The organism is Synergistaceae bacterium DZ-S4, assembly GCA_025943965.1.
Taxonomy (GTDB): domain Bacteria; phylum Synergistota; class Synergistia; order Synergistales; family Synergistaceae; genus Caenicola; species Caenicola nitritireducens.
Window position 1 is genome coordinate 21,147 of the sequence record JAPCWD010000007.1, and the last position, 19,675, is coordinate 40,821.

Annotated in this window: 16 protein-coding genes, 1 tRNA gene and 1 other RNA gene; 15 read left to right on the forward strand and 3 right to left on the reverse strand. The window is 49.6% G+C overall.

Features of this window, described 5'->3' with window-relative positions; translation table 11 throughout:
* The 13 genes from OLM33_05685 to OLM33_05745 all read left to right on the forward strand — a co-directional run bounded on the left by OLM33_05685 (position 1) and on the right by OLM33_05745 (position 14,873).
* Complete coding sequence (locus OLM33_05685) at positions 1-1,509, forward strand: Rne/Rng family ribonuclease (GenBank protein MCW1713162.1); 1,509 nt, start codon at positions 1-3, stop codon at positions 1,507-1,509.
* Positions 1,484-4,903 carry a chromosome segregation protein SMC gene (smc, locus tag OLM33_05690; GenBank protein ID MCW1713163.1) on the forward strand — a complete coding sequence of 1,140 codons (3,420 nt, stop codon included), beginning with the start codon at positions 1,484-1,486 and terminating at the stop codon, positions 4,901-4,903. The genes OLM33_05685 and smc overlap by 26 nt, the downstream gene beginning before the upstream one ends.
* Positions 4,903-5,631 (forward strand): methyltransferase, encoded by a 729-nt coding sequence (locus OLM33_05695; GenBank protein ID MCW1713164.1) that lies wholly within the window; start codon positions 4,903-4,905, stop codon positions 5,629-5,631. Before smc ends, OLM33_05695 begins: the two co-directional genes overlap by 1 nt.
* 1 nt (position 5,632) lies before the next feature.
* Complete coding sequence (rsmI, locus tag OLM33_05700; protein MCW1713165.1) at positions 5,633-6,469, forward strand: 16S rRNA (cytidine(1402)-2'-O)-methyltransferase; 837 nt, start codon at positions 5,633-5,635, stop codon at positions 6,467-6,469.
* Positions 6,470-8,428: a methionine--tRNA ligase gene (gene metG, locus OLM33_05705; protein ID MCW1713166.1), complete on the forward strand. Its 1,959-nt coding sequence runs from the start codon at positions 6,470-6,472 to the stop codon at positions 8,426-8,428. It abuts the gene before it with no gap.
* A gap of 194 nt (positions 8,429-8,622) precedes the next feature.
* Positions 8,623-9,444, forward strand: coding sequence for a TatD family hydrolase (locus OLM33_05710; protein ID MCW1713167.1), 822 nt, complete (start codon positions 8,623-8,625; stop codon positions 9,442-9,444).
* A complete protein-coding gene (tgt, locus tag OLM33_05715) occupies positions 9,437-10,558 on the forward strand; it encodes a tRNA guanosine(34) transglycosylase Tgt (GenBank protein MCW1713168.1) in 1,122 nt (373 codons plus the stop codon). The genes OLM33_05710 and tgt overlap by 8 nt, the downstream gene beginning before the upstream one ends.
* On the forward strand, positions 10,555-11,541 hold the full coding sequence (locus OLM33_05720) for an L-threonylcarbamoyladenylate synthase (protein MCW1713169.1): 987 nt from the start codon (positions 10,555-10,557) through the stop codon (positions 11,539-11,541). The genes tgt and OLM33_05720 overlap by 4 nt, the downstream gene beginning before the upstream one ends.
* 37 nt (positions 11,542-11,578) lie before the next feature.
* A tRNA-Pro gene (locus OLM33_05725) sits at positions 11,579-11,656 on the forward strand.
* Between the two features lie 109 nt (positions 11,657-11,765).
* Positions 11,766-12,233 (forward strand): SsrA-binding protein SmpB, encoded by a 468-nt coding sequence (smpB, locus tag OLM33_05730; protein ID MCW1713170.1) that lies wholly within the window; start codon positions 11,766-11,768, stop codon positions 12,231-12,233.
* A 48-nt stretch (positions 12,234-12,281) separates the two neighbouring features.
* Positions 12,282-12,636, forward strand: a transfer-messenger RNA (tmRNA) gene (ssrA, locus tag OLM33_05735).
* A gap of 274 nt (positions 12,637-12,910) precedes the next feature.
* On the forward strand, positions 12,911-14,536 hold the full coding sequence (locus tag OLM33_05740) for a sensor domain-containing diguanylate cyclase (protein MCW1713171.1): 1,626 nt from the start codon (positions 12,911-12,913) through the stop codon (positions 14,534-14,536).
* Positions 14,537-14,597: 61 nt separating this feature from the next.
* A complete protein-coding gene (locus OLM33_05745) occupies positions 14,598-14,873 on the forward strand; it encodes a hypothetical protein (protein MCW1713172.1) in 276 nt (91 codons plus the stop codon).
* A gap of 271 nt (positions 14,874-15,144) precedes the next feature.
* Here the strand turns inward: OLM33_05745 and OLM33_05750 are convergent, their stop codons facing one another.
* Positions 15,145-15,606, reverse strand: a complete 462-nt coding sequence (locus OLM33_05750; protein MCW1713173.1) for a RidA family protein — start codon at positions 15,604-15,606, stop codon at positions 15,145-15,147.
* Positions 15,607-15,942: 336 nt separating this feature from the next.
* Here OLM33_05750 and metA point away from each other — a divergent pair, with 336 nt between their 5' ends.
* Complete coding sequence (metA, locus tag OLM33_05755) at positions 15,943-16,890, forward strand: homoserine O-succinyltransferase (protein ID MCW1713174.1); 948 nt, start codon at positions 15,943-15,945, stop codon at positions 16,888-16,890.
* A 123-nt stretch (positions 16,891-17,013) separates the two neighbouring features.
* Here metA and OLM33_05760 read toward each other — a convergent pair whose 3' ends face one another.
* Entirely contained in the window at positions 17,014-17,718 is a 705-nt protein-coding gene (locus OLM33_05760; GenBank protein ID MCW1713175.1) for a CDGSH iron-sulfur domain-containing protein, read from the reverse strand.
* Positions 17,715-18,215, reverse strand: coding sequence for a hypothetical protein (locus tag OLM33_05765; GenBank protein ID MCW1713176.1), 501 nt, complete (start codon positions 18,213-18,215; stop codon positions 17,715-17,717). Before OLM33_05765 ends, OLM33_05760 begins: the two co-directional genes overlap by 4 nt.
* Before the next feature lie 106 nt (positions 18,216-18,321).
* On the opposite strand from OLM33_05765, the gene miaB reads away from it, so the two are divergent.
* Positions 18,322-19,635: a tRNA (N6-isopentenyl adenosine(37)-C2)-methylthiotransferase MiaB gene (miaB, locus tag OLM33_05770; protein ID MCW1713177.1), complete on the forward strand. Its 1,314-nt coding sequence runs from the start codon at positions 18,322-18,324 to the stop codon at positions 19,633-19,635.
* Positions 19,636-19,675 lie beyond the last annotated feature (40 nt).

Below are 19,675 nucleotides of genomic sequence, written 5' to 3' on the forward strand. Positions count from 1 at the left end.
ATGACATCAGCCGAACCTGCAAAAAAAATAGTTGCGAATCTTATCGACCCTGAAGAGATCAGGATAGCGATCCTTGACGAGAGGGGAAAGCTTTACGATTTTTTCGTCGAAAGGATGCTTGAACATCAGCGGACCGGCGAGATATACAAGGCCAGGGTGGACAGCGTACTTCCGGGCATGCACTCAGCATTTCTGAACCTTGGAGACGGAAGGAACGGTTTTCTATATCTTGACGACGTCCACGGTACTGAGGTCAAGCCCGGCATTGAAATGCTTGTGCAGGTCGTAAAAAATGCCAGGAAGGGCAAAGGAGCTCGGGTATCTCCGAGGATCTCGCTTGCAGGCAGGTACATGGTCCTCATCCCCGGAGGACATGAGACCGGTGTATCCAAAAGGATAGAGGATAACGACCAGAGGGCGCGCCTAAGGTCGATATCAAAGGAGATACGTCCTGAAGGCTTTGGGATAATAATAAGGACGGTTGCCGAAGGATGCGACATCGAAAGCCTCGAAAACGATGTGCGAAATCTGCTCTCACAGTGGGAGACGATAAAGCACAATGCAGGACAGAACGCTGCCCCATGCCTCATACACAGGGACCTTGGCCTGCTTGAGCGGGTACTGAGGGATGAGCTTACGGAAGAGATAGACGAAATAGTTGTCGATACTGAAGAAGACAAGGTAAATATCAGGTCTTTCACGGATCGATTCTTTCCCGGCAAAAACGTAGAGGTGAATCTCTATAGGGGCAAGATGCCGATATTTGACGTCTACAACATTGAAAACCAACTTTTGGAGCTCCAGGACAGAAAGGTCTGGCTCTCTTCCGGAGCATATCTTGTCATAGACCAGACTGAGGCTCTTACCGTAATTGACGTCAACACCGGCAAATTCGTAGGGTCGAAAAACCTCAATGACACAATATTCCAGACCAACATGGAAGCGGCGGATGAGATCGCCAGACAGCTGAGGCTACGAGCTATAGGCGGGATCATAGTCGTTGATTTCATCGATATGGATTCAAAGGAGGAGAACCAGGAGCTTATACGCCAGCTTCAGGAGCTTTTCAAAAACGACAGGTGCAAGGCAAGGGTATATGGAGTTACAGGCCTGGGACTGGTAGAGATAACCAGGAAGAGGGCAAGGACCGATATCAGAGCGGCTCTGAGCCACGGGTGCCCCTTCTGCGGAGGCCTTGGCTGGGTGCCTCGCGAAGAGAGCATAGCTCTTCAGATAAAGAGGTTTATAAGAAAAATTACGATGTCTTCAAGGTCCGAGGCGCTCCTGATCGAAGCATATTCATCCATTGCCGAATATATCGCGGAGACATTCCTGGCATCCTGGGAAGAGGAATTCGATAAAAAATTATTTATCAGAGGCTGTCCCGAGTTCTCGTGGGGAAAGTTCCGGCTTGACGCGCAGGGCAGCCTGACGCAGATCGAACACAGAATAAACGCTCTTCAGAAGAGAGAGGGCTGGACAATTGTACATAAGTCGTCTTCAGCTTAAGGGCTTCAAAAGTTTTGGGGGATCCCACGACCTTATACTCTCATCGGGATTCACCGCAATAGTAGGGCCTAACGGAAGCGGAAAGAGCAACATACTTGACGCGCTGAGATGGTCTTTGGGAGACAGCCACGCCGGCAGACTGCGCATATCAAGACAGAGCGACCTCCTCTTCCAGGGCTCTATAAGCCTTCCTGCCGCAAAAGAGGCGGAGGTGCTCCTGCAGCTTAGGGAGGACGCAAGGTCCTGTTCGGTAAAACGGAGGGTCACAGCGCCTGACGGCAACACAATACTCTTTGTAGACAATGCGAGGAAGACACTCCTTGAACTGGATGAGACAAAAAGGGACTGGAAGCTCGAAGGAGACAGATTCGCCTTTATTGGCCAGGGAGAGGTTGCGGAGGTCATACAGCAGAGGCCCCTGGCAAGGAGGATGCGCCTTGAATCGCTCTTCGGGATCGATGTTTACAGGAAGAGGCGTATGGAGGCATCCGACAGGCTCGTCACAGTCAGGGAGGAGTACGATCAGCTCAGGAATGTCATGGCAGAGCTCCAGTCCCGTCGTGAGGAGATCGCGCCGGAGGTCAGAAGGGCTTCAGAACTGAGAGAGATCCTGGATAAGATCGAAGAGGAGAGAAAACTTCTATACTGGCTCAGGAGGCGCAGGTCAGAGGTCCTGATAGGAGAGACCGAAGAGAGCCTAGAGAGCGTAAAAAAGGAACAGGCGGTCGTTCTGGGATGGTCATCAATGTGGGAAAAAGCTCTGGAAGAAATTGAAAAGAGCATTGCTATGCTGTCAAGGGAAAGACAGCAGCAGACCTGGGAACTCGAACAGAGCAAGAGGAACTTCGATTCGCTCATAAAAGCCGGATATGCTTCCGCTTCAAACCTTAAAGCCTCTAAAGAGAGGCTTGACCAGGCTTCCGAGGAACGAAGGAAAGCAAAAGAACACGCGGAGGCTCTTATAGAGGAGCAGAAAAAGACCCAGGAAGAGAATAAAAAGGCACGGGAAGAACTCGAAAAAGGGCAGAAGGCCCTTGAAAACGCAGACAGGAAATGGCAGGCATACAACCTCCGCCTGAAGGAAGAAAAAGAGCAGCGTGAGGCATGGAACAACGAAAAGGGCCGTCTCGAGGCAGAACTGCAGCAGATCAGGGCAAAGCTCTCATTCTTAGGTAAAGACATTCTTGAAATCAAAAATAAAAAGACAGAGACGTCAGATCCCGGCAAAAATATAGATTCCGAGATAAAGAAACTGGAAAAGGAGAGGGACCGGCTCCTGAAGGAACAGGAAGAGACAGCCTCGGTCCACGGAGGCCTTTATGCAAAGGTGCAGACTCTGGCGGCAGAGCTTCAGCGCGCAAGGAGAGAAGCCTCAAACGCCCGCTCAAAGCTGAACGAGGTCACCGAAGCAATGCAGGCGGATCTGTACCCGCGTCCCGTCCAGTATCTTCTTTCGGCCGCCAGGCTGAACAGGCTTGACGCATCGCCTCACGCGGTAGTCGATGTATTCACCTGTGATCCAAAGTATTCAACGGCACTCGAAGCCTATCTCGGCGGACGACAGTTCCAGCTTCTGGTCGAAGACCTTGAGGAAGCGGGACGCTGTATCGATAAATTAAAGGTCAACGCCATTGGCAGGGCTACATTTCTCCCGCTCGAAAGGTGCCGTCCCAGGTACCCGGACAAGCAGTTCAGGCTTCCTAAAGAGGGGATAACAGGCTGGGCAATGGACCTGGTAAAAGTAGACGATCATTGGCTGCCCGGAATTGAACAGATAATGGGCGATCTGCTGATCGTTGAGAACTACGCAGTAGGACAGGACCTTGTGAGGGCAGGTTTCAAAGGACCGGTGGCAACGCTTGAGGGAGATGTTTTTCAGCCTGGAGGCACAGTTTCCGGCGGAAGGTCACAAAAATCAGGCAAAACTATCGAGATGAAGGCCCAGATAGTTAAACTTGAGCAGGATGCGGCAAGCTTTACATCGGCTGCGGAAGAGCTTGCTAAGAAGTTCAAGGACGCAGAGGGCGAGGAACTTAGGGTTTCCGAGCAGAAGGAAGACTACACTAGGAAGATAAGGGAATTTGACGGAAGGATAGCCTTGCTTGCCGATGAAAAGGCCTCATTCTCAAAAGAGCAGAAGAGGATAGAGGGAGAGCGCGGAAGGATCCTTGAAGCGATAGCTGAAGCGGGCAAACAGTGGAATTCTGTGCTCGGATCCCTTGCGGAGCTCGAGAAAAAATGGGACAGCCCCTCGAAAATTGAGGACGATCACCTGATCATAGAAGAGCGTGAGAGGCTCCGTGCGGAGGCTGCTGTACTTGCCGAGAGGCTCAGCTCGAAGTTCGCGCTGATGGAAAGGGTCAGCAACGAACTCAGGACCGAGGAAAGGAAGATGCGCAGCCTGGACGAAGAGATGTCAGAGCTTGACCTGAGGTGTGTCCGGGAGAGGGCAAACCTTTCAAGGACCGGCAAGAACTGTCTTGATATTTTTGAGAGACGCAGGGTCCTGACGGCAGAGATAGAAAATCATATCAGCGGTTTTTCAAAACTGGAAACAAAACGTGATCTCATGAGGAAAAGGGCAGAACTGTCCAACATCCGTTCGAGAGAAGCCCTCGAGAGGATATCATCCTTTGAGCTAAAGAAGAGTGAGACTCAGAGGGAGCTTGATGAACTTATAAACACATGGGAAGACCAGTATCCGTATTCCGGAGGAGAAGCTCTGCCCGACGGCGAGGATATCGAAGACCTCAGAAGGAGCATTCGCGACGGGGACAGGAAGATAAAGGCCTTTGGGGAAGTCGACATGGGAGTACTCTCGGAGGACAGAAATCTCAGGGACAGACTTGCTTTCATGGGTGAGCACCTTGATGATGTCAGAGCCGGTGCTGCTGAACTGGAAAAACTTATCTCCGATGCGGACAGGCAGGCATACAAGGTGTTCTCCGACGCGCTTCAAGAGGTAGACACAAGGTTCTGCTCTCTCTTCCAGAGACTCTTCGGGGGCGGAGAGGCCCACCTGGAGATGATAGAGGGCGAGACGATATGGGATACAGGTGTCGATGTGGTCGCAAGACCTCCCGGAAAGCACCCTCAGAGCATAAACCAGCTCTCCGGAGGGGAACAGTCCCTTGCAGCCATCTCTCTGCTCTTTGCCTCCATGGAAGTAGCCGACTGTCCTCTTGCAGTGCTTGACGAAGTCGATGCTGCGCTTGACGAGGTCAATCTAAGAAGGTTCTCAGAGCTCGCCAAGGAATATGCAAAAAACAGGCAGGTACTTGCGATGACCCACAGGCGCGTAACTATGGAGAGGGCGGATGTCCTCTACGGAGTGACATTGTCAGAACCGGGGCTTTCACAGGTGATCGGCGTAAGGCTTGAGGACTGGGCGTGATGACAGAAGTTAGCGAGGATCTCCTCAGGGGAGTGCTGAAGATAAAGCAGCCCGGTGAAAAGGAGGGCCCCAGGGTCAATCTTGACACCATTCTCCTTGCCCATTACGCAAGGCCCAAAAAACGGGAGAAGATACTGGAGATCGGCTGCGCTCACGGGGCGGTCTCACTGATCCTTGCAAAGAGGGGACACAGCATAGAGGGTGTGGACATACAGCCGCACCTGGTCGAGATGGCAGCAGAAAACGCCGCGGCCAACGGTCTGGAAGCGAGCGCAAGATTCTACACAGGCGACATAAGGCTGCACAGGACGATCTGGGAAGCCCAGAGCTACGACCGCATAGTGGTCAACCCACCCTACTTCGGACCGGAAAGCGGGGACCGAAGCCCCTCGAAGGCCATCGCGACGGCAATGAACGGTTCTGAATGCACGCTTGACGATCTTGTCCGGGCCTGCCGCTATCTTCTGAAAAACAGGGGATACCTTGATATCGTGATATACGCGGGAAGAGCTGCCGAGCTCTTTGCCCTGCTTGACAAAAACAACATAGCCCCAAAAAGGATGAAGGCGGTCCACCCAAAACCCGGAGCGGAGGCCTCCGTGGTCCTCGTGGAAGCGATAAGGGCCTCAAAGCACGGACTCAGAATAGAAGCTCCCCTCTTCGTGCTTGACGATGAGGGGAAAGAGACACCGCAGCTGCAGGAAGCCTACATGATAGGAGGAGACTAAAATGCCACTGACAGTGGTCCCGACGCCGATAGGGAACCTTGAGGACATGACCCTGAGGGGACTCAGGATCCTCCGCGAGGCTGACCTCATAGCATGTGAGGATACAAGGCATACTCTGAAGCTCCTCAACCACTACTCCATAAGTAAGCCCCTCATCTCCTACCATAAGTTCAATGAAAAAGAGAGGCTTGCCCCCCTTTTGAAGAGGATAGAAGACGGGGAGAGGGTAGCGCTTGTTTCTGACGCAGGTACCCCGGGCATATCAGACCCGGGGATGATACTAATAAAAGCCGTTATCGAAAGGGGACTTCCTTTGGATGTCCTTCCGGGGCCAAACGCGCTCCTTCCGGCTATCCTTCTCTCTGGGATGGGGATGGACTCATTCACCTTCGTTGGCTTCCTGGAAGGTAAAAAAGAAGAAAAAAAGTTCAGGCTTGAAGAGCTTAGGCAGAATAGACAGACCCTCGTTTTCTACATTGCTCCTCACAGGCTTTTGAAAGAACTTGAATTGATGGGCGGTGTACTGGGAGACAGGCCTGCCGCGCTTGTCAAGGAGATAAGTAAGGTGCACCAAGAATGCATAAGGGGGACCCTTTTATCATTCTGTGATCTGCTGACGGAGGATAAAATACGCGGGGAATTTGTCTGCGTGGTAGGAGGAGCCGAAGAGATCGCACCCGTAATGGAGGATCCTGCATGGATGGACGAGGTTCTCATGATGTGCAAAGCGGGCGAATCGACAAAAAATGTTGCAAACTTGCTCTCAATAAAGTATTGTATCCCACGAAACAGAATAAAACGGTACATTCTTGAGAACTGTACCGGGGAGGTAGTATAAATGTCCAAAGAGAATTTTTACATCACCACGCCGATCTACTACGTCAACGACGTGCCCCATATCGGGCATGCCTATACGACGATAGCCGCTGATGTCCTCGCCCGCTGGCACAAGTCCGGGGGAGAGAAGACCTGGTTCCTGACAGGGACGGACGAACACGGACAGAAGATCCAGACTGTTGCGCAAAAGAAAGGCATAACCCCGAAGGAACTCTGCGACGAGGTCGTGCAGAATTTTCAGAGGCTCTGGGGTGTCCTGAATATATCGAACGACGATTTTATCCGTACAACAGAGCCAAGGCACGAAAAGGTCGTTCAGGAAATATTCAGGAGACTTATGGCCAATGGGGACATATACAAAGGAGAGTATGAGGGATGGTACTGTGTTCCCTGCGAGACCTACGTGCCCGAGGCGCAGATGGGTGAGAGCAATACATGCCCCGACTGCCACAGGCAGCTGACAAAGATGACAGAGGAGACATATTTCTTCAAACTTTCAAAGTATGCGGAACCGCTCCTCAAATACTATGAAGAGAATCCTGATGCCATTATGCCCAGGTCGAGGTACAACGAGATAATCAGCTTTATTAAGAGCGGACTCCGTGACCAGTCGGTATCCCGTACTACGCTTGACTGGGGCATCCCCCTTCCCGGAGATGAGAAACATGTCATTTATGTCTGGTTCGATGCGCTGATCAACTACCTTTCAGCCCTTAACTTCCCTGAGCAGGGGGGCCTTTGGCAGACTTACTGGCCTTCAGTCCGCCACCTCGTAGGGAAGGACATCATAAGGTTCCACTGTGTCATATGGCCTGCGATGCTTCTGGCCCTTGGACTGAACCCGCCGGTGAGGGTTTTTGCCCATGGCTGGTGGACGGTCGAAGGTGAGAAGATGTCGAAGTCGATAGGAAACGTAGTGGATCCCTTTGAGATGGCAGACCTTTATGGGGTAGACGCATTCCGCTATTTCGTGCTCCGCGAAGTCCCGTTCGGCCACGACGGGGACTTCTCAGAGCTTGCCATGGTAAACAGGATCAACTCCGATCTTGCCAACGACCTCGGAAACCTCTTGAGCAGGAGCCTCCAGATGATCGAAAAATTCCGCGGCGGCGACCTGCCCATGAGCTTCAGGAGCGAAGATATCGACAGGGAAATTGAAGACCTTGCCAACAAAACGGTCAGTGAGATGGAGTCCTGCATGGACCGTTTCGCCTTTGACGATGCACTCAAGGCTCTGTGGACCTTCATAAGCCGCTCAAACAAGTACATAGATGAGACCCAGCCCTGGAAACTTGGCAAGGAAGGGGAGATAGAGCGTCTTGATGCAGTCCTGAGGACCCTGTGGGAGTCGCTTCGCCTCTCTGCAGTCCTTGCGGCGCCCTTCATGCCGGAGACGTCTGCCCGTATATGGGGGCAGCTCGGCCTTACCGGAAGCCCTATCGAGGAAGGGAGAGCATCATGGAGCTGGTGCGGGACCGCTTCGCAGGTCAAGATAAACAAGGGAGCAATACTCTTCCCGCGCATTGACATTGAAAAATGGAAAAAGGAAAAAGAGGCCCGTGACATTGAAAAACGCGCGGCGGCTGATCCGGCGGCATTCTACAATTTTGACGACCACGAACCCGAAGTTGGTATAGATGATTTCAGCAAACTTGAGTTCAGGGTAGCGCTGGTCGAAAAGGTCGACATAGTGCCCAAGGCTGATAAGCTCTATATACTGAGCCTTGATCTGGGTTATGAAAAGCGTACCATAGTTTCAAGCATCAGGGAGTTCTACAAACCCGAGGAGCTTGAAGGCAAAAAGATAGTGGTGCTGTGCAACCTCAAGCCCGCAAAATTCCGTGGAGTCCCCAGCAACGGGATGCTGCTTGCCGCGGAGAGCCCGGATACCAGAAAGGAATCCCTGACGCTTCTGACGGTAATGGATGACTTCATACCGATAGGGAGCAGGATCCACTAGACGATCCGGTTTTAGACCGTAACGAAAAACATAGAGACCGGCCGTTCTCCCTTCTGAAGCTCCTTTAGCCCTTCAGGGGGAGAGCGTTGCTTTATAGGTGATCGCATGCTTTGCAGAAGGGGGATCCGATCAGATCCCATAAACTGCGGGATCTGCCTTTGTCGGACTCTGACAGATATGAAAGGGAATAAGCCATGTTTCTTGTAGATACGCATTGCCATCTTAACAAAGAATATTATCCCGACGGTCTTTCCAAAGTCTTTGAGAATGCCCTCAAGTGCGATGTGAGGCGTCTGCTTTTTGCTTCGGCAGACCTGGCTTCCACCAGAGAGGCTGTGGCCCTGGCTGAAAAACATGAAGGGATGCCGGAAATATGGGCACTTGCAGGGGTACATCCCCATGAGGCTTCATCCGTTTCAGGAGGTATCCCGAAAGAGCTTGAAGAACTTGCCGGCAGCAAAAAAGTTTCGGCGGTCGGAGAGATAGGCCTGGACTTCTACTATGATAATTCTCCAAGGGATATCCAGAGGGAGGTATTCCGTTCTCAGATATGCCTTGCAAAAAAGTTAAACAAACCTGTTGTCATACACGTAAGGGATGCTGCAGACAGATCGTCGGGAGACGCAAATTCCGAAACGCTGGCTATACTGAGTGAGGAATCTGCTGAAACCGTCGGAGGGGTCATCCATTGTTTCTCAGGTGATGCGCAAAATGCCATGGACGCGCTTGACCTTGGTTTCTGCATCTCATTTGCCGGACCGGTCACTTATCCAAAGAACAAAGCACTTCGTGAGATAGCGATGGACATCGTCCCCATCGACAGGATACTTTGCGAGACAGATTCACCATACCTTGCCCCGCAGCAGTTAAGGGGCAGAACGAACGAGCCGTGTTATGTGCGTGCTGTATATGAGATGATATCGATGCTCAAGGGAATGCCGCTTGAGGATTTTGCCGCAGCTGTAAAAGAGAACGGGGAGAGGCTGTTCGGCTGGGAAGGGGTATCCAATGTTTGAGTACAGGCTGATCGCGCAATGTCCAGAGACAGGAGCCCGCGCGGGAGAGCTGATCACCCCCCACGGTGTGATAGAGACCCCTGTCTTCATGCCGGTAGGCACGCAGGCGACTGTAAAAGCGATGACGCCGCCCGAACTTGAAGAAATAGGAGCCCAGATCATTCTGGGCAACACATACCACCTCTACATGCGCCCGGGTGCCGATATCGTAGAAGAGGCAGGCGGGCTGCATAAGTTTATGCAGTGGCATCATCCCATACTTACCGACAGCGGGGGATTCCAGGTATTCTCCCTTTCCGAACTGAGAAAGATCACGGATGAGGGCGTCGAGTTCAGGTCCCACCTTGACGGCAGCAAACACTTCATGCGTCCGGAAGACTCGATGGACATACAGCAGAAGCTCGGAAGCGACATCGCAATGGCTTTTGATGAATGTGTCGTCTGGCCGACCACTGAAGAGTATTCAAGGGCGGCTATGGAGAGGACTATCAGCTGGGCCAGGAGGTGCAAAGACCACCATTCAAGGGAAGATCAGGCCCTCTTCGGCATCGTGCAGGGTTCAATGTTTGAGGACCAGCGCATAGAGTGCATAAGAAGACTGGAAGATATCAGCTTTCCGGGTTATGGGATAGGGGGCCTCTCGGTTGGAGAGTCTCATGAAGAGATGTACAGGATACTTGATGCACTGTGTCCGGAGATGCCTTTGAACAAGCCCCGGTATCTCATGGGCGTCGGCCACCCGGCAAACCTTGTTGAGGGCGTGGCACGCGGAATTGACATGTTTGACTGCGTCCTGCCGACAAGGAACGGAAGGAACGGCGGAGTCCTGACCAGCTTTGGCAAAATGAACCTGAAGAACAGTGTTTTTGCAAGGGACTTCACACCGATCGACCCCTCATGCGGTTGTTATACCTGCAGAAATTTTACAAGGGCATACATCAGGCACCTCTACACCGCGGGAGAGATACTGGCCTCCCGGTTATGCAGCTGGCACAACCTTTATTTCCTGGTGAATCTGATGAAAGATGCCAGGCAGGCGATAATTGAGGGCCGCTATCCCCGGTTCAGGCAGGATTTCTTCAGTAAGTACAACGAAGGCCCGATCCGGCAATGATGAGCAGAATGGAAGAGAGACCGGAAGAACGGAAAGCCGGGATCAATGATGAAATGCTTACGGAGATACGGCTCGCTGCCCAAATGATACTCTCAGGAGAACTTGTGGGGTTCCCAACCGAGACGGTCTACGGACTCGGAGCCAACGCACTTGACATGGAAGCTGTGAAAAAAATATATGCGGCGAAGGGGCGTCCCTCTGACAACCCTCTTATAATCCATGTCTGTGACATAAAAATGGCAGAGTCGGTAGTTGAGCTGAACTGGAGAGCAAGGTTTCTGATGGACACATTCTGGCCCGGCCCCCTCTCACTTGTACTGAAAGCAAAAGGGACCATCCCCCATGTGACCCGGGGAGGCCTTGATACAGCTGCAGTAAGGATGCCTGACAACGCGATAGCACTTGAGCTCATCCGTGCCGCCGGAGTACCGATCGCTGCTCCGAGTGCAAACAGGAGCGGCAGGCCAAGCCCCACAGATGCGGCCACGGTGAGAGAGGACATCGGAGATGCCGTCTTGATGGTCCTTGACGGCGGACCTACAAAGGTAGGGCTTGAATCAACAGTCCTTGATGTAAGCGGAGAGTCTCCGATGCTTTTGAGACCGGGAGGCATATCCAAGGAGGATATAGAGGGGGCCCTTCACATACCCGTCCTCCTTCCCACCGACGGAGATCCCCTCAAACGCTCTCCCGGAACACGCTACAGGCACTATGCGCCAAAGATACCGCTGATCATGACAGACGATCCCTGTGACACCGAAGCCGGAGGCAAAAAATGGGCCTGGATAGGAACATCAGAACCAACAGGGTCCCCCTTCATAAAGATAATATTCAAAGACACAGAGGAATATGCCAAAGAACTTTTCCGTGTTCTCAGGTTAATTGAAAAAAGCGGAGCAGAGATAATTATTGCTCAGATACCTGACGAAACCGGTATTGGTCGGGCCTTGAAAGACCGTCTGGTCCGCGCCTCGGGTATTTGACGAGGTTCGTTTACAATGCTATAATTTGCGCTGCTTCCGGGGCGTAGCGCAGTCTGGTTAGCGCGCCTGGTTCGGGACCAGGAGGTCGGAAGTTCAAATCTTCTCGCCCCGACCATCTCGAAATAATGCCCCCGGCAAATGCCGGGGGTTTTGTTTTTTAGGTGTTTTTCCATATTTGACTAATGCTGTTCATTCTGGTATAGTCTCCACGTGAGGTGATTTCTGTGCCTGAGGATAAGACCGTCGCTCAAAACCGTAAAGCGCGGCATGAGTACTTCATAGTAGAATCTTTTGAAGCCGGACTGGTCCTTTCGGGAACAGAGATCAAATCAGTAAGGGAAGGCCAGGTAAACCTCAAGGACGGATTCGCCAGAGTAGAGAACGGAGAGTTATGGCTTTACAACGTTCACATATCACCCTACGAAAAGGGAAGCTACTACAACAAAGAACCTTTGAGGCCGAGGAAACTTCTCGTCCATAAGTCTGAGATCAGGAAACTTCTGGCAAAAACAAGAGAAAAAGGTCTTACGCTCGTGCCTCTGAAGATATACATCAAGCAGGGAAGATGGGCGAAGTGCGAAATCGCCGTAGCAAAAGGCAAACAGCTCCATGACAAAAGAGATACTGCAGCAGAGAAGGATGCCAACCGCGAAATGGAGCGGGCTATCCGCAACAGGTCGCGCGAAGGCTGATCATCTGCAGTATTGAAAGCGAGCCCGGATAATCCGGCTCGTACATAAGGGGACGTATGGTTTCGACAGCAGGTTGGAGGATCGGGAGGAGCGGGTCGAGGATGGGGAATCCTCGTTAATCCGGCTCCAAAACAATAATCGTCAATAACGATTACGCACTCGCTGCTTAAGTAAGCGGCGCGCTCTCTAAAGCTTCCGTCATCGGGCTTTAGAAGAGTGTCACAAAGATGGCTGGGACATCTTCAGCGCTTTCTGGGAGAGGTTCGAGACTCTAGGGAAGGCTGGGAAATGCGGATCCTGTCTTTGGGAGCCGCAGATCCGAGATCAAATCAGAGACTACACTCGTAGTGCCTCCCAGATCGGCCCCTGTTGGACCGGAGTTCGAATCTCCGCGTCTCCACCAATAACTCAACAGACCCTGTAATGGGTCTGTTTTTTTGTGTGAGTTTGATGATCCAAAATAACCGCAGGGATGGGTGATATGTATTTATTGCAATCATTTATAATTGGCATGATCAAACAGAAACTTCGGTAATTTTCAAAGTCCGGCTGACAAGAAACGACCATACCAATGTTCATGACAGTCTTGTGTAGAAAGCTGATAAATATTAACAAAATGAATAAACGCAGCAAAGCATGATCATCAAAATCTTTTTTTTGAAAGCAGGATGCCGGGCATGCCTAAAACATTCAAAACAGACAATTACTTTTTTTCTCTGCTAATTATATTTATTTTAACTATGACCATACTTGTCCTTTCATTATCTGTGTACAAGCAGAAGGACGTTGTCAACGATAAAAATTTTTTGGAACAAAACCAGGCTGCACTTGTTAAAATAGGCAGAGACCTCACTATAAGCGAATTAGAACAAATAGTGACCGATATCAAATACTTGAACACCAGTCCGTTATTTTTGGAATATTTAAATAATGGCATGGATAAAAATAATGTTGAAAACGAGTGGGAGGTATTTTCTCGCACCAAGATGAAATACGATCAACTGCGTTATTTGGACAGCGAGGGAAATGAATTACTGCGGGTAAATTTTAATAACGGACGACCTGAAATAATCCCGGAAGACCGACTCCAGAATAAAAAAGACAGATACTATTTTACCGAGACTATCAAACTTGGCCCCGGGGAAATATATATGTCAAAATTTGATTTAAACATTGAGGGCAATTTAATAGAACAGCCGGAAAAACCGATGATACGCTTCGGTGTTCCAGTCTTTGATAAAAAAAATGTCAAAAGAGGCGTATTTGTTGCGAATTATTTAGGTGAAAAAATCAGGCACAAGCTTATTAATTTAGCTGACAGCACTACCGGAAACCTTCAGCTTATAAACAAGGATGGCTATTGGCTTGCGGGCCAGGATAAAGAAAAAGAATGGGGATTTATGTACCCGGGGAGAGAAAAACACACCTTTAAAAATTTATTCCCGTCAGAATGGGAACGTATAACCAAAGAAAAGAAAGGGCATTTTTTTACCCAAAATGGATCCTTCACATTCGATACGATCAATCCTAAAGAAGAGCTTCAAAAAATGTTGAGAAATGAAGGCGATACATTATCAGAAATCAACGTGTCTGATATTCAGTGGACCATAGTGTGCCATATGTCAGACAAAATATTTTATTACGCAAATGACAAAAACACTTTTATATTAAGCATCAAAAAAACACTGCAGACTCCATTGATCACCATAAGTTTCATTCTGCTGTCACTCCTTTTTTCCGTCATATCAGTACTATATCTGTCGGGAAATAATAAGATCAAAATAATGGCTACCTATGATGCAATGACCGGTTGTCTGAACAGAGCAACAGGAATGCGGATGCTTGAAGATCTTATTCGGCAAAAGAACGATATTATTATCTGTTTTATTGACATTAACGGATTAAAGGAAATAAATGATGTGCTTGGTCATGAACAGGGAGATGCACTGATCCTAAACTCTGTAAAAATTATAAAGGAGAATATCAGGGAAGAAGATCTGTTGATAAGACTTGGCGGTGATGAATTTTTAATATGTTTCGTCAATATGGACATTGATCAGGTCAATAAAACATGGCTCAGGGTATTGGATAAAATTAAGCTTGCAAACGAAGAAGATAAACCATACATAATCAGTCTGAGTCACGGTATCGCTGAAATTAAAAAGTCTGACCGCAATATGCTCGATGAATTGATAAGAGAGGCCGACATTATGATGTACGAAGAAAAAAGATCGATCAAGTCACCAGATTTCAGTGTGATCAAGAAAAAATTAATATTAGGCCAGTCTGATAATGTGATATAAAACGACGATGTTTTCTGCTTAAAACTAATGTCGATCAAAAGCCGGAAAAGGTGAAGGATCAATGGACGGATGCAAGATCTTTTCGATAATAGTTGGCTTGATCTATATGGCGGTATTGGGAGTCACGGTCAATTTTAGAGAAGCCGGGAAGGCCGTTGTTCTCGATCTCATTATTGCGCTTGTCTTTGGCGGGGCCTGGCTCTTTGGGAAGAGATTCTTTAAAGCGGAAGAGGATGCAGGGGCAAAGGTATGGGCTGTTGTAGTTGTGATCGCTCTTGCCCTTTTTACGATCGTTATGCTCAATATTTTCTCGTCCCAGGGCCGCTTCAGCTTTTGACCAAATATAGCCGGGCAGGGAAAGTTCCCTCCACAGGATCCATTTACTCTGCGCTTAGATATTTATTAACAGGAAAGAGACCCTGCATAGGTCTCTTTCTTGTTTCTGAAAATGACAAACCTGACAAAATAATTTATCTTTTACTCAGCTAATGCCTCTCTTACTGCCGCTTCGGCAAGCAGTGTCGTCGTGTCGAAGAGGGGGATCTTTGTCTGTTCCTGTTTTACCAGCAGCGGGATCTCCGTGCACCCCAGGATAACGCCTCCCGTTTTTATCTGATCTCCGCGATGAGTTCTATTTCAACGCAGATGCCGAGCGGCAGAGAGGGTGCCGAGACAGCGCACCTTGCATGCCTGCCCTTTTCGCCGAAAAGTTCAACAAGGAGCTCGGAGGCTCCGTCAATTACATATGGCTGCTCCGTGAAATCAGGAGTACTGTTCACGAACCCGTGAATGCTTACTATCCTTTCGATCCGGTCAAGATCACCAACTGCATTTTTCAGGACAGAAATAAGGTTTACAGCAGTTGCCCTTGCAGCCTCTTTGGCTTTCTCCTTTGAAATGCCGTCTCCGACCTTGCCGATATAGTCGATGTACTTTCCTTTTATGCTTGGTCCCTGTCCCGAAACATATACCAGATTTCCTGCCCTCACAAAAGGAACATAACTGCCGATCGGCCTGATGTCGGTAAAAAGCTCTATTCCCAGTTCCTTCAATCTTTCTTCAGATGTCATCCCAATCACCTTTTTAATAAGAAATATTTACCGTTACATCCAATTGTAACGAGGCACCGAGCTGATGTAAACAAATTAAAAAGAATTCTTGACTTTTTGACGCTGAGTCATTAGAATTTCCGGAAACTTATCAAAGGAGGAAGCGCAATGAATAAAAAAAGCGGCAATAACACGTTGATGTGCTGCATGATGATGCGCAGGAGTGCCTTTGGAGTTTATTACGGCAGTTCGCGGTCCTGATTTGGCGCGAGATCCGATAAAAACTACTAAGGCAGTCCATTTAACGTATGGGCTGCCTTTTTTATTAGCATCAAATAACTGAAAGGGGGCATACAAATGCCTATTAAGATACCGGACAGTCTCCCTGCGACACAGACGCTTCTGAATGAAAATATTTTCGTTATGGATGAACTCCGTGCGGCCAAACAGGACATAAGGCCGCTTCAGGTAGCACTGCTCAATCTCATGCCTACCAAGATAGAAACGGAGACGCAGTTCGCGCGGCTGCTTGGCAACACCCCTCTCCAGGTGGAGCTCACGCTTCTGCAGACTGCGACTTATGAGGCAAAAAACACCAGTCGGGAGCATCTTCTCTCCTTTTATCAGACATTTGACCAGGTCTGCGGGAGGAAGTTTGACGGACTTGTCATAACCGGAGCTCCGGTGGAACTGTTGGAATTTGAGGATGTCGAATACTGGGACGAACTGTGCAGGATAATGGAGTGGAGCAAGACCCATGTATACAGCACCCTCCATATATGCTGGGGTGCACAGGCAGCACTCTACTACCACTATGGAATCAAAAAGTACCCGCTTCCCCAAAAACTATTCGGAGTCTTCCCTCATGAGGTGGAGTACAGGAATTCCATGCTCTTCAGGGGTTTTGACGACATTTTCATGGCTCCGCATTCACGCCATACAACGATCTGCAGGGAGGATGTCGAATCTGTGCCAGAACTGCAGATCCTTGCATCTTCGGAGGAGGCGGGGGTCTACGTCGTAAAGACAGAACAGGGGAAACAGATATTTATAACAGGGCATTCGGAATATGATGCAGGAACGCTTGAAAAGGAGTATCTGAGGGATAAAAACGCAGGACTGCCCATAGAGGTGCCTAAGAACTACTACCCTTGCGATGACGACACACGCAGGCCGGTCGTAAGCTGGAAGAGCAGCGCCAACCTTCTCTTTATGAACTGGCTCAACTACTTTGTATATCAGACCACTCCATTTGAGCTTGACGCCATTGGCACGGAAAGAGAAAGTGAATGGTTGAAGCAATAATTATATTGAGAGGGTAAAAAGAGGCCGTTTCTGTAAATTCTTCCTATTCAAAGTTTACAGTAACGGCCTTATATTATTCTAAGATTTTAGAGATTTTAGATTTTAACTATATATAAGTTGATTTTAGCTGCATGTGCTGCACTTATCCTTAAAATTGGCCTCTACATGAGTGCCGTCGCAAAATGGCTTGATCTTTGATTTCCCGCATCTGCAGAGCACTATCCGGTTTCTTTGCTCGTATTCGGTACCGTCCGCGGAGATCAGAGGTATGCCTCCTTTGACGTATAACCCACCGCTGACGTAATTTTCGGGATCCTGGGTTATATCTATTGAGGGTCCAAGCTCCGGTTCTATGCATGAGCCGTCCTTCGCAAGGGCCGTAAGTCTCCCTGCGGGGCATTCAGAGGCGGACTTGACTGCCTCGCAAATAATTTTTTCGGAGTTGTCGTCGCATGAGGCGAGATACCACGCGTCTCCCTTTTCCCTGTAGCAAAATCTGGCACCGGCGCATCTTCCGTCGTCAAGGAGGTCGACGTTCCTGCCTTTAATGAGCTCAGATCTTTCCCTGTAGGGTTTTTTTGAGGCAGTTTCGGTCCCGTCAAAACCGGTCTCTGAATGGCTGCCGTCGCAGAAGGGATGCTTTTTTGAAGCTCCGCACCGGCATAGGGCGTAAGCTTCCTCATGTGCTATCTCTCCGCCATCCTCCCATACATATTTTGCATCCTTTGACTTGTCCTCCTCAGGCCGGATTATCTTTTCCGAGAGGTCAACATTGCCTGTTACGACATATGGGCCGTTTTTTATGATCCTGATCTTTTTTTCGTTCATTTCTGTTCTTCCGCCTTATCCTCGCGAAGTATTTCGGTAATAAGGACCTCAGCCGCCGATATCATCTCTTCCTCCGCAGCGATATTTGATTCCAGAGTCAGGGTGCCTTTATTGCCCGCTTTGACAGAGATGCTGAAGCCCGTTACCGGATGGTGTTCCAGTATGGATCTCTGACCGGTGACAGAGAGGGTCCTGTATGATGCCCCCGATCCAATCGGGCCGTCATCGGCGGAAATGGTCTTGTCGGGGGGGGACCATCCCTTGTCTCCCGACCCCTCCATCCATACCGCGTGGAAAGGCACGCCAAATGTATTTCTGTAGCTGCGTTCAAGCCAGAAGCCCCTCTTCCCCGAGACCGTATCGAATTCCGTCTTTCTAAGCTCACCGTTTATCCACCCACGTATCTCAGGAAGGGCATCTCTCATCTGGGCTGAAGAAATTGAGATACTTAGGATGATCATTGACACAGCAAGTGAAAATATTGTCGTTTTTTTCATGAAGCACACCTCCGATGCCCTAATATTATACAGCGCAAAGTGGAAAGATTGTCCCTCAGGGCATATAATGCCTAGGGTGAACAAACAGGATAAAGGGGATAAAAGTTTGAAAAGCTTTGCAATAAGGGTATTTGGTTGTCAGATGAACTCCTATGACGGTGACAGGATAAGGACTTCCATGATCCATCTGGGCTGGACAGAGAGCCCAGAGGAAGAGGCTGACGTGGTGGTCCTCGTAACTTGCAGCATAAGGGAAAAGGCCGAACAGAAAGTCGTAAGTGAGATAGGGCGCTATAACCTCAGGTACAGGAATACAGGATCTCCTGCGGTAGTGCTCGTAGGCTGCATGGCACAGAGGATAGGGCTTCAGGTCGCAAAAAAATTCCAATGTGTCAGGCTCGTTTCCGGCCCGAGACACCTGGGACTGGTCCCTCAGGGAATACAGGATGTCCTGGCCGACGGCGCACAGAGATTTTTCATGGATGAAGACCCCAGGGCGCTTGAAGACCTGGAAGTGGTACCGACTGAACGGATCAATCCATACAAAGCCTACGTAACGATAACCTACGGGTGTGACAGGTTCTGTACCTACTGCATAGTCCCCTATGTCAGGGGCAGGCTCCAGTCCCGCGACCACAGTGAGATAATCAGGGAGTGCTGTGAACTGGCAGCATCTGGAGTGTCGGAGATAACTCTCCTCGGACAGAATGTCGATGCCTACGGAAAGGATAAAAAAGGTGAGTACGGTTTCGCCTCTCTTTTAAAAGATGTTTCCGGAACAGAGGGCATCAGGCGACTCCGCTTTGCCACATCTCATCCCAGGGATTTTGACGAAGACATACTTGAGGTAATGAAGTCAACTCCGTCGATATGCCGTGCAGTCAACCTCCCTGTCCAGTCGGGAAGCGACAGGATACTTAAGGAAATGAACAGGGGATATACCAGGGACCAGTACATCGGCCTCGTACAAAAGATATGCTCGGAGCTTCCGGGCGTCTGTCTTACAACAGACCTTATAGTAGGCTTTCCAAATGAAACAGAAGATGATTTCAAGGATTCATATGACCTGCTAAATCAACTCAGGTTCGACATAGTACATACTGCGGCCTACTCACCCAGAGAAGGCACAAAGGCAGCAGCTATGGAAGGCCAGATAGACAACAGAGTGAAAGCTGACAGGCTAAACAGGGTCAATGCCCTGCAGTCCCGTCTTGCCCGTGAAATAAACGAAAAGTATGTAGGCAGTGAAGTCGAAATATTGGTAGACGGGACTGCACCAAGGGGAGAGAACGCGCTTCAGGGCAGGACAAAGACTGACAAAGTTGTCATCGTCAAAGGTCCTCGTGAAATGATGGGGAAGTATATCCGTGTTAAAATCGTCAGGGCCAGCCACTGGTCCCTGGAAGGAGAAATCATATAGAAAAGGGGTCTTCTGATGTATGGAGAGGGCGGGAACAGAC

Excerpts from the sequence above, each read along its gene's own strand:
- OLM33_05720 (MCW1713169.1), top strand. The coding sequence starts at position 10,555 with ATGATGAGCAGAATGGAAGAGAGACCGGAAGAACGGAAAGCCGGGATC.
- OLM33_05760 (MCW1713175.1), bottom strand. The coding sequence starts at position 17,718 with ATGAACGAAAAAAAGATCAGGATCATAAAAAACGGCCCATATGTCGTA.
- OLM33_05685 (MCW1713162.1), top strand. The coding sequence starts at position 1 with ATGACATCAGCCGAACCTGCAAAAAAAATAGTTGCGAATCTTATCGAC.
- metA (MCW1713174.1), top strand. The coding sequence starts at position 15,943 with ATGCCTATTAAGATACCGGACAGTCTCCCTGCGACACAGACGCTTCTG.
- OLM33_05765 (MCW1713176.1), bottom strand. The coding sequence starts at position 18,215 with ATGAAAAAAACGACAATATTTTCACTTGCTGTGTCAATGATCATCCTA.
- rsmI (MCW1713165.1), top strand. The coding sequence starts at position 5,633 with ATGCCACTGACAGTGGTCCCGACGCCGATAGGGAACCTTGAGGACATG.
- OLM33_05710 (MCW1713167.1), top strand. The coding sequence starts at position 8,623 with ATGTTTCTTGTAGATACGCATTGCCATCTTAACAAAGAATATTATCCC.
- OLM33_05740 (MCW1713171.1), top strand. The coding sequence starts at position 12,911 with ATGCCTAAAACATTCAAAACAGACAATTACTTTTTTTCTCTGCTAATT.
- OLM33_05695 (MCW1713164.1), top strand. The coding sequence starts at position 4,903 with ATGACAGAAGTTAGCGAGGATCTCCTCAGGGGAGTGCTGAAGATAAAG.
- metG (MCW1713166.1), top strand. The coding sequence starts at position 6,470 with ATGTCCAAAGAGAATTTTTACATCACCACGCCGATCTACTACGTCAAC.
- OLM33_05750 (MCW1713173.1), bottom strand. The coding sequence starts at position 15,606 with ATGACATCTGAAGAAAGATTGAAGGAACTGGGAATAGAGCTTTTTACC.
- tgt (MCW1713168.1), top strand. The coding sequence starts at position 9,437 with ATGTTTGAGTACAGGCTGATCGCGCAATGTCCAGAGACAGGAGCCCGC.
- OLM33_05745 (MCW1713172.1), top strand. The coding sequence starts at position 14,598 with ATGGACGGATGCAAGATCTTTTCGATAATAGTTGGCTTGATCTATATG.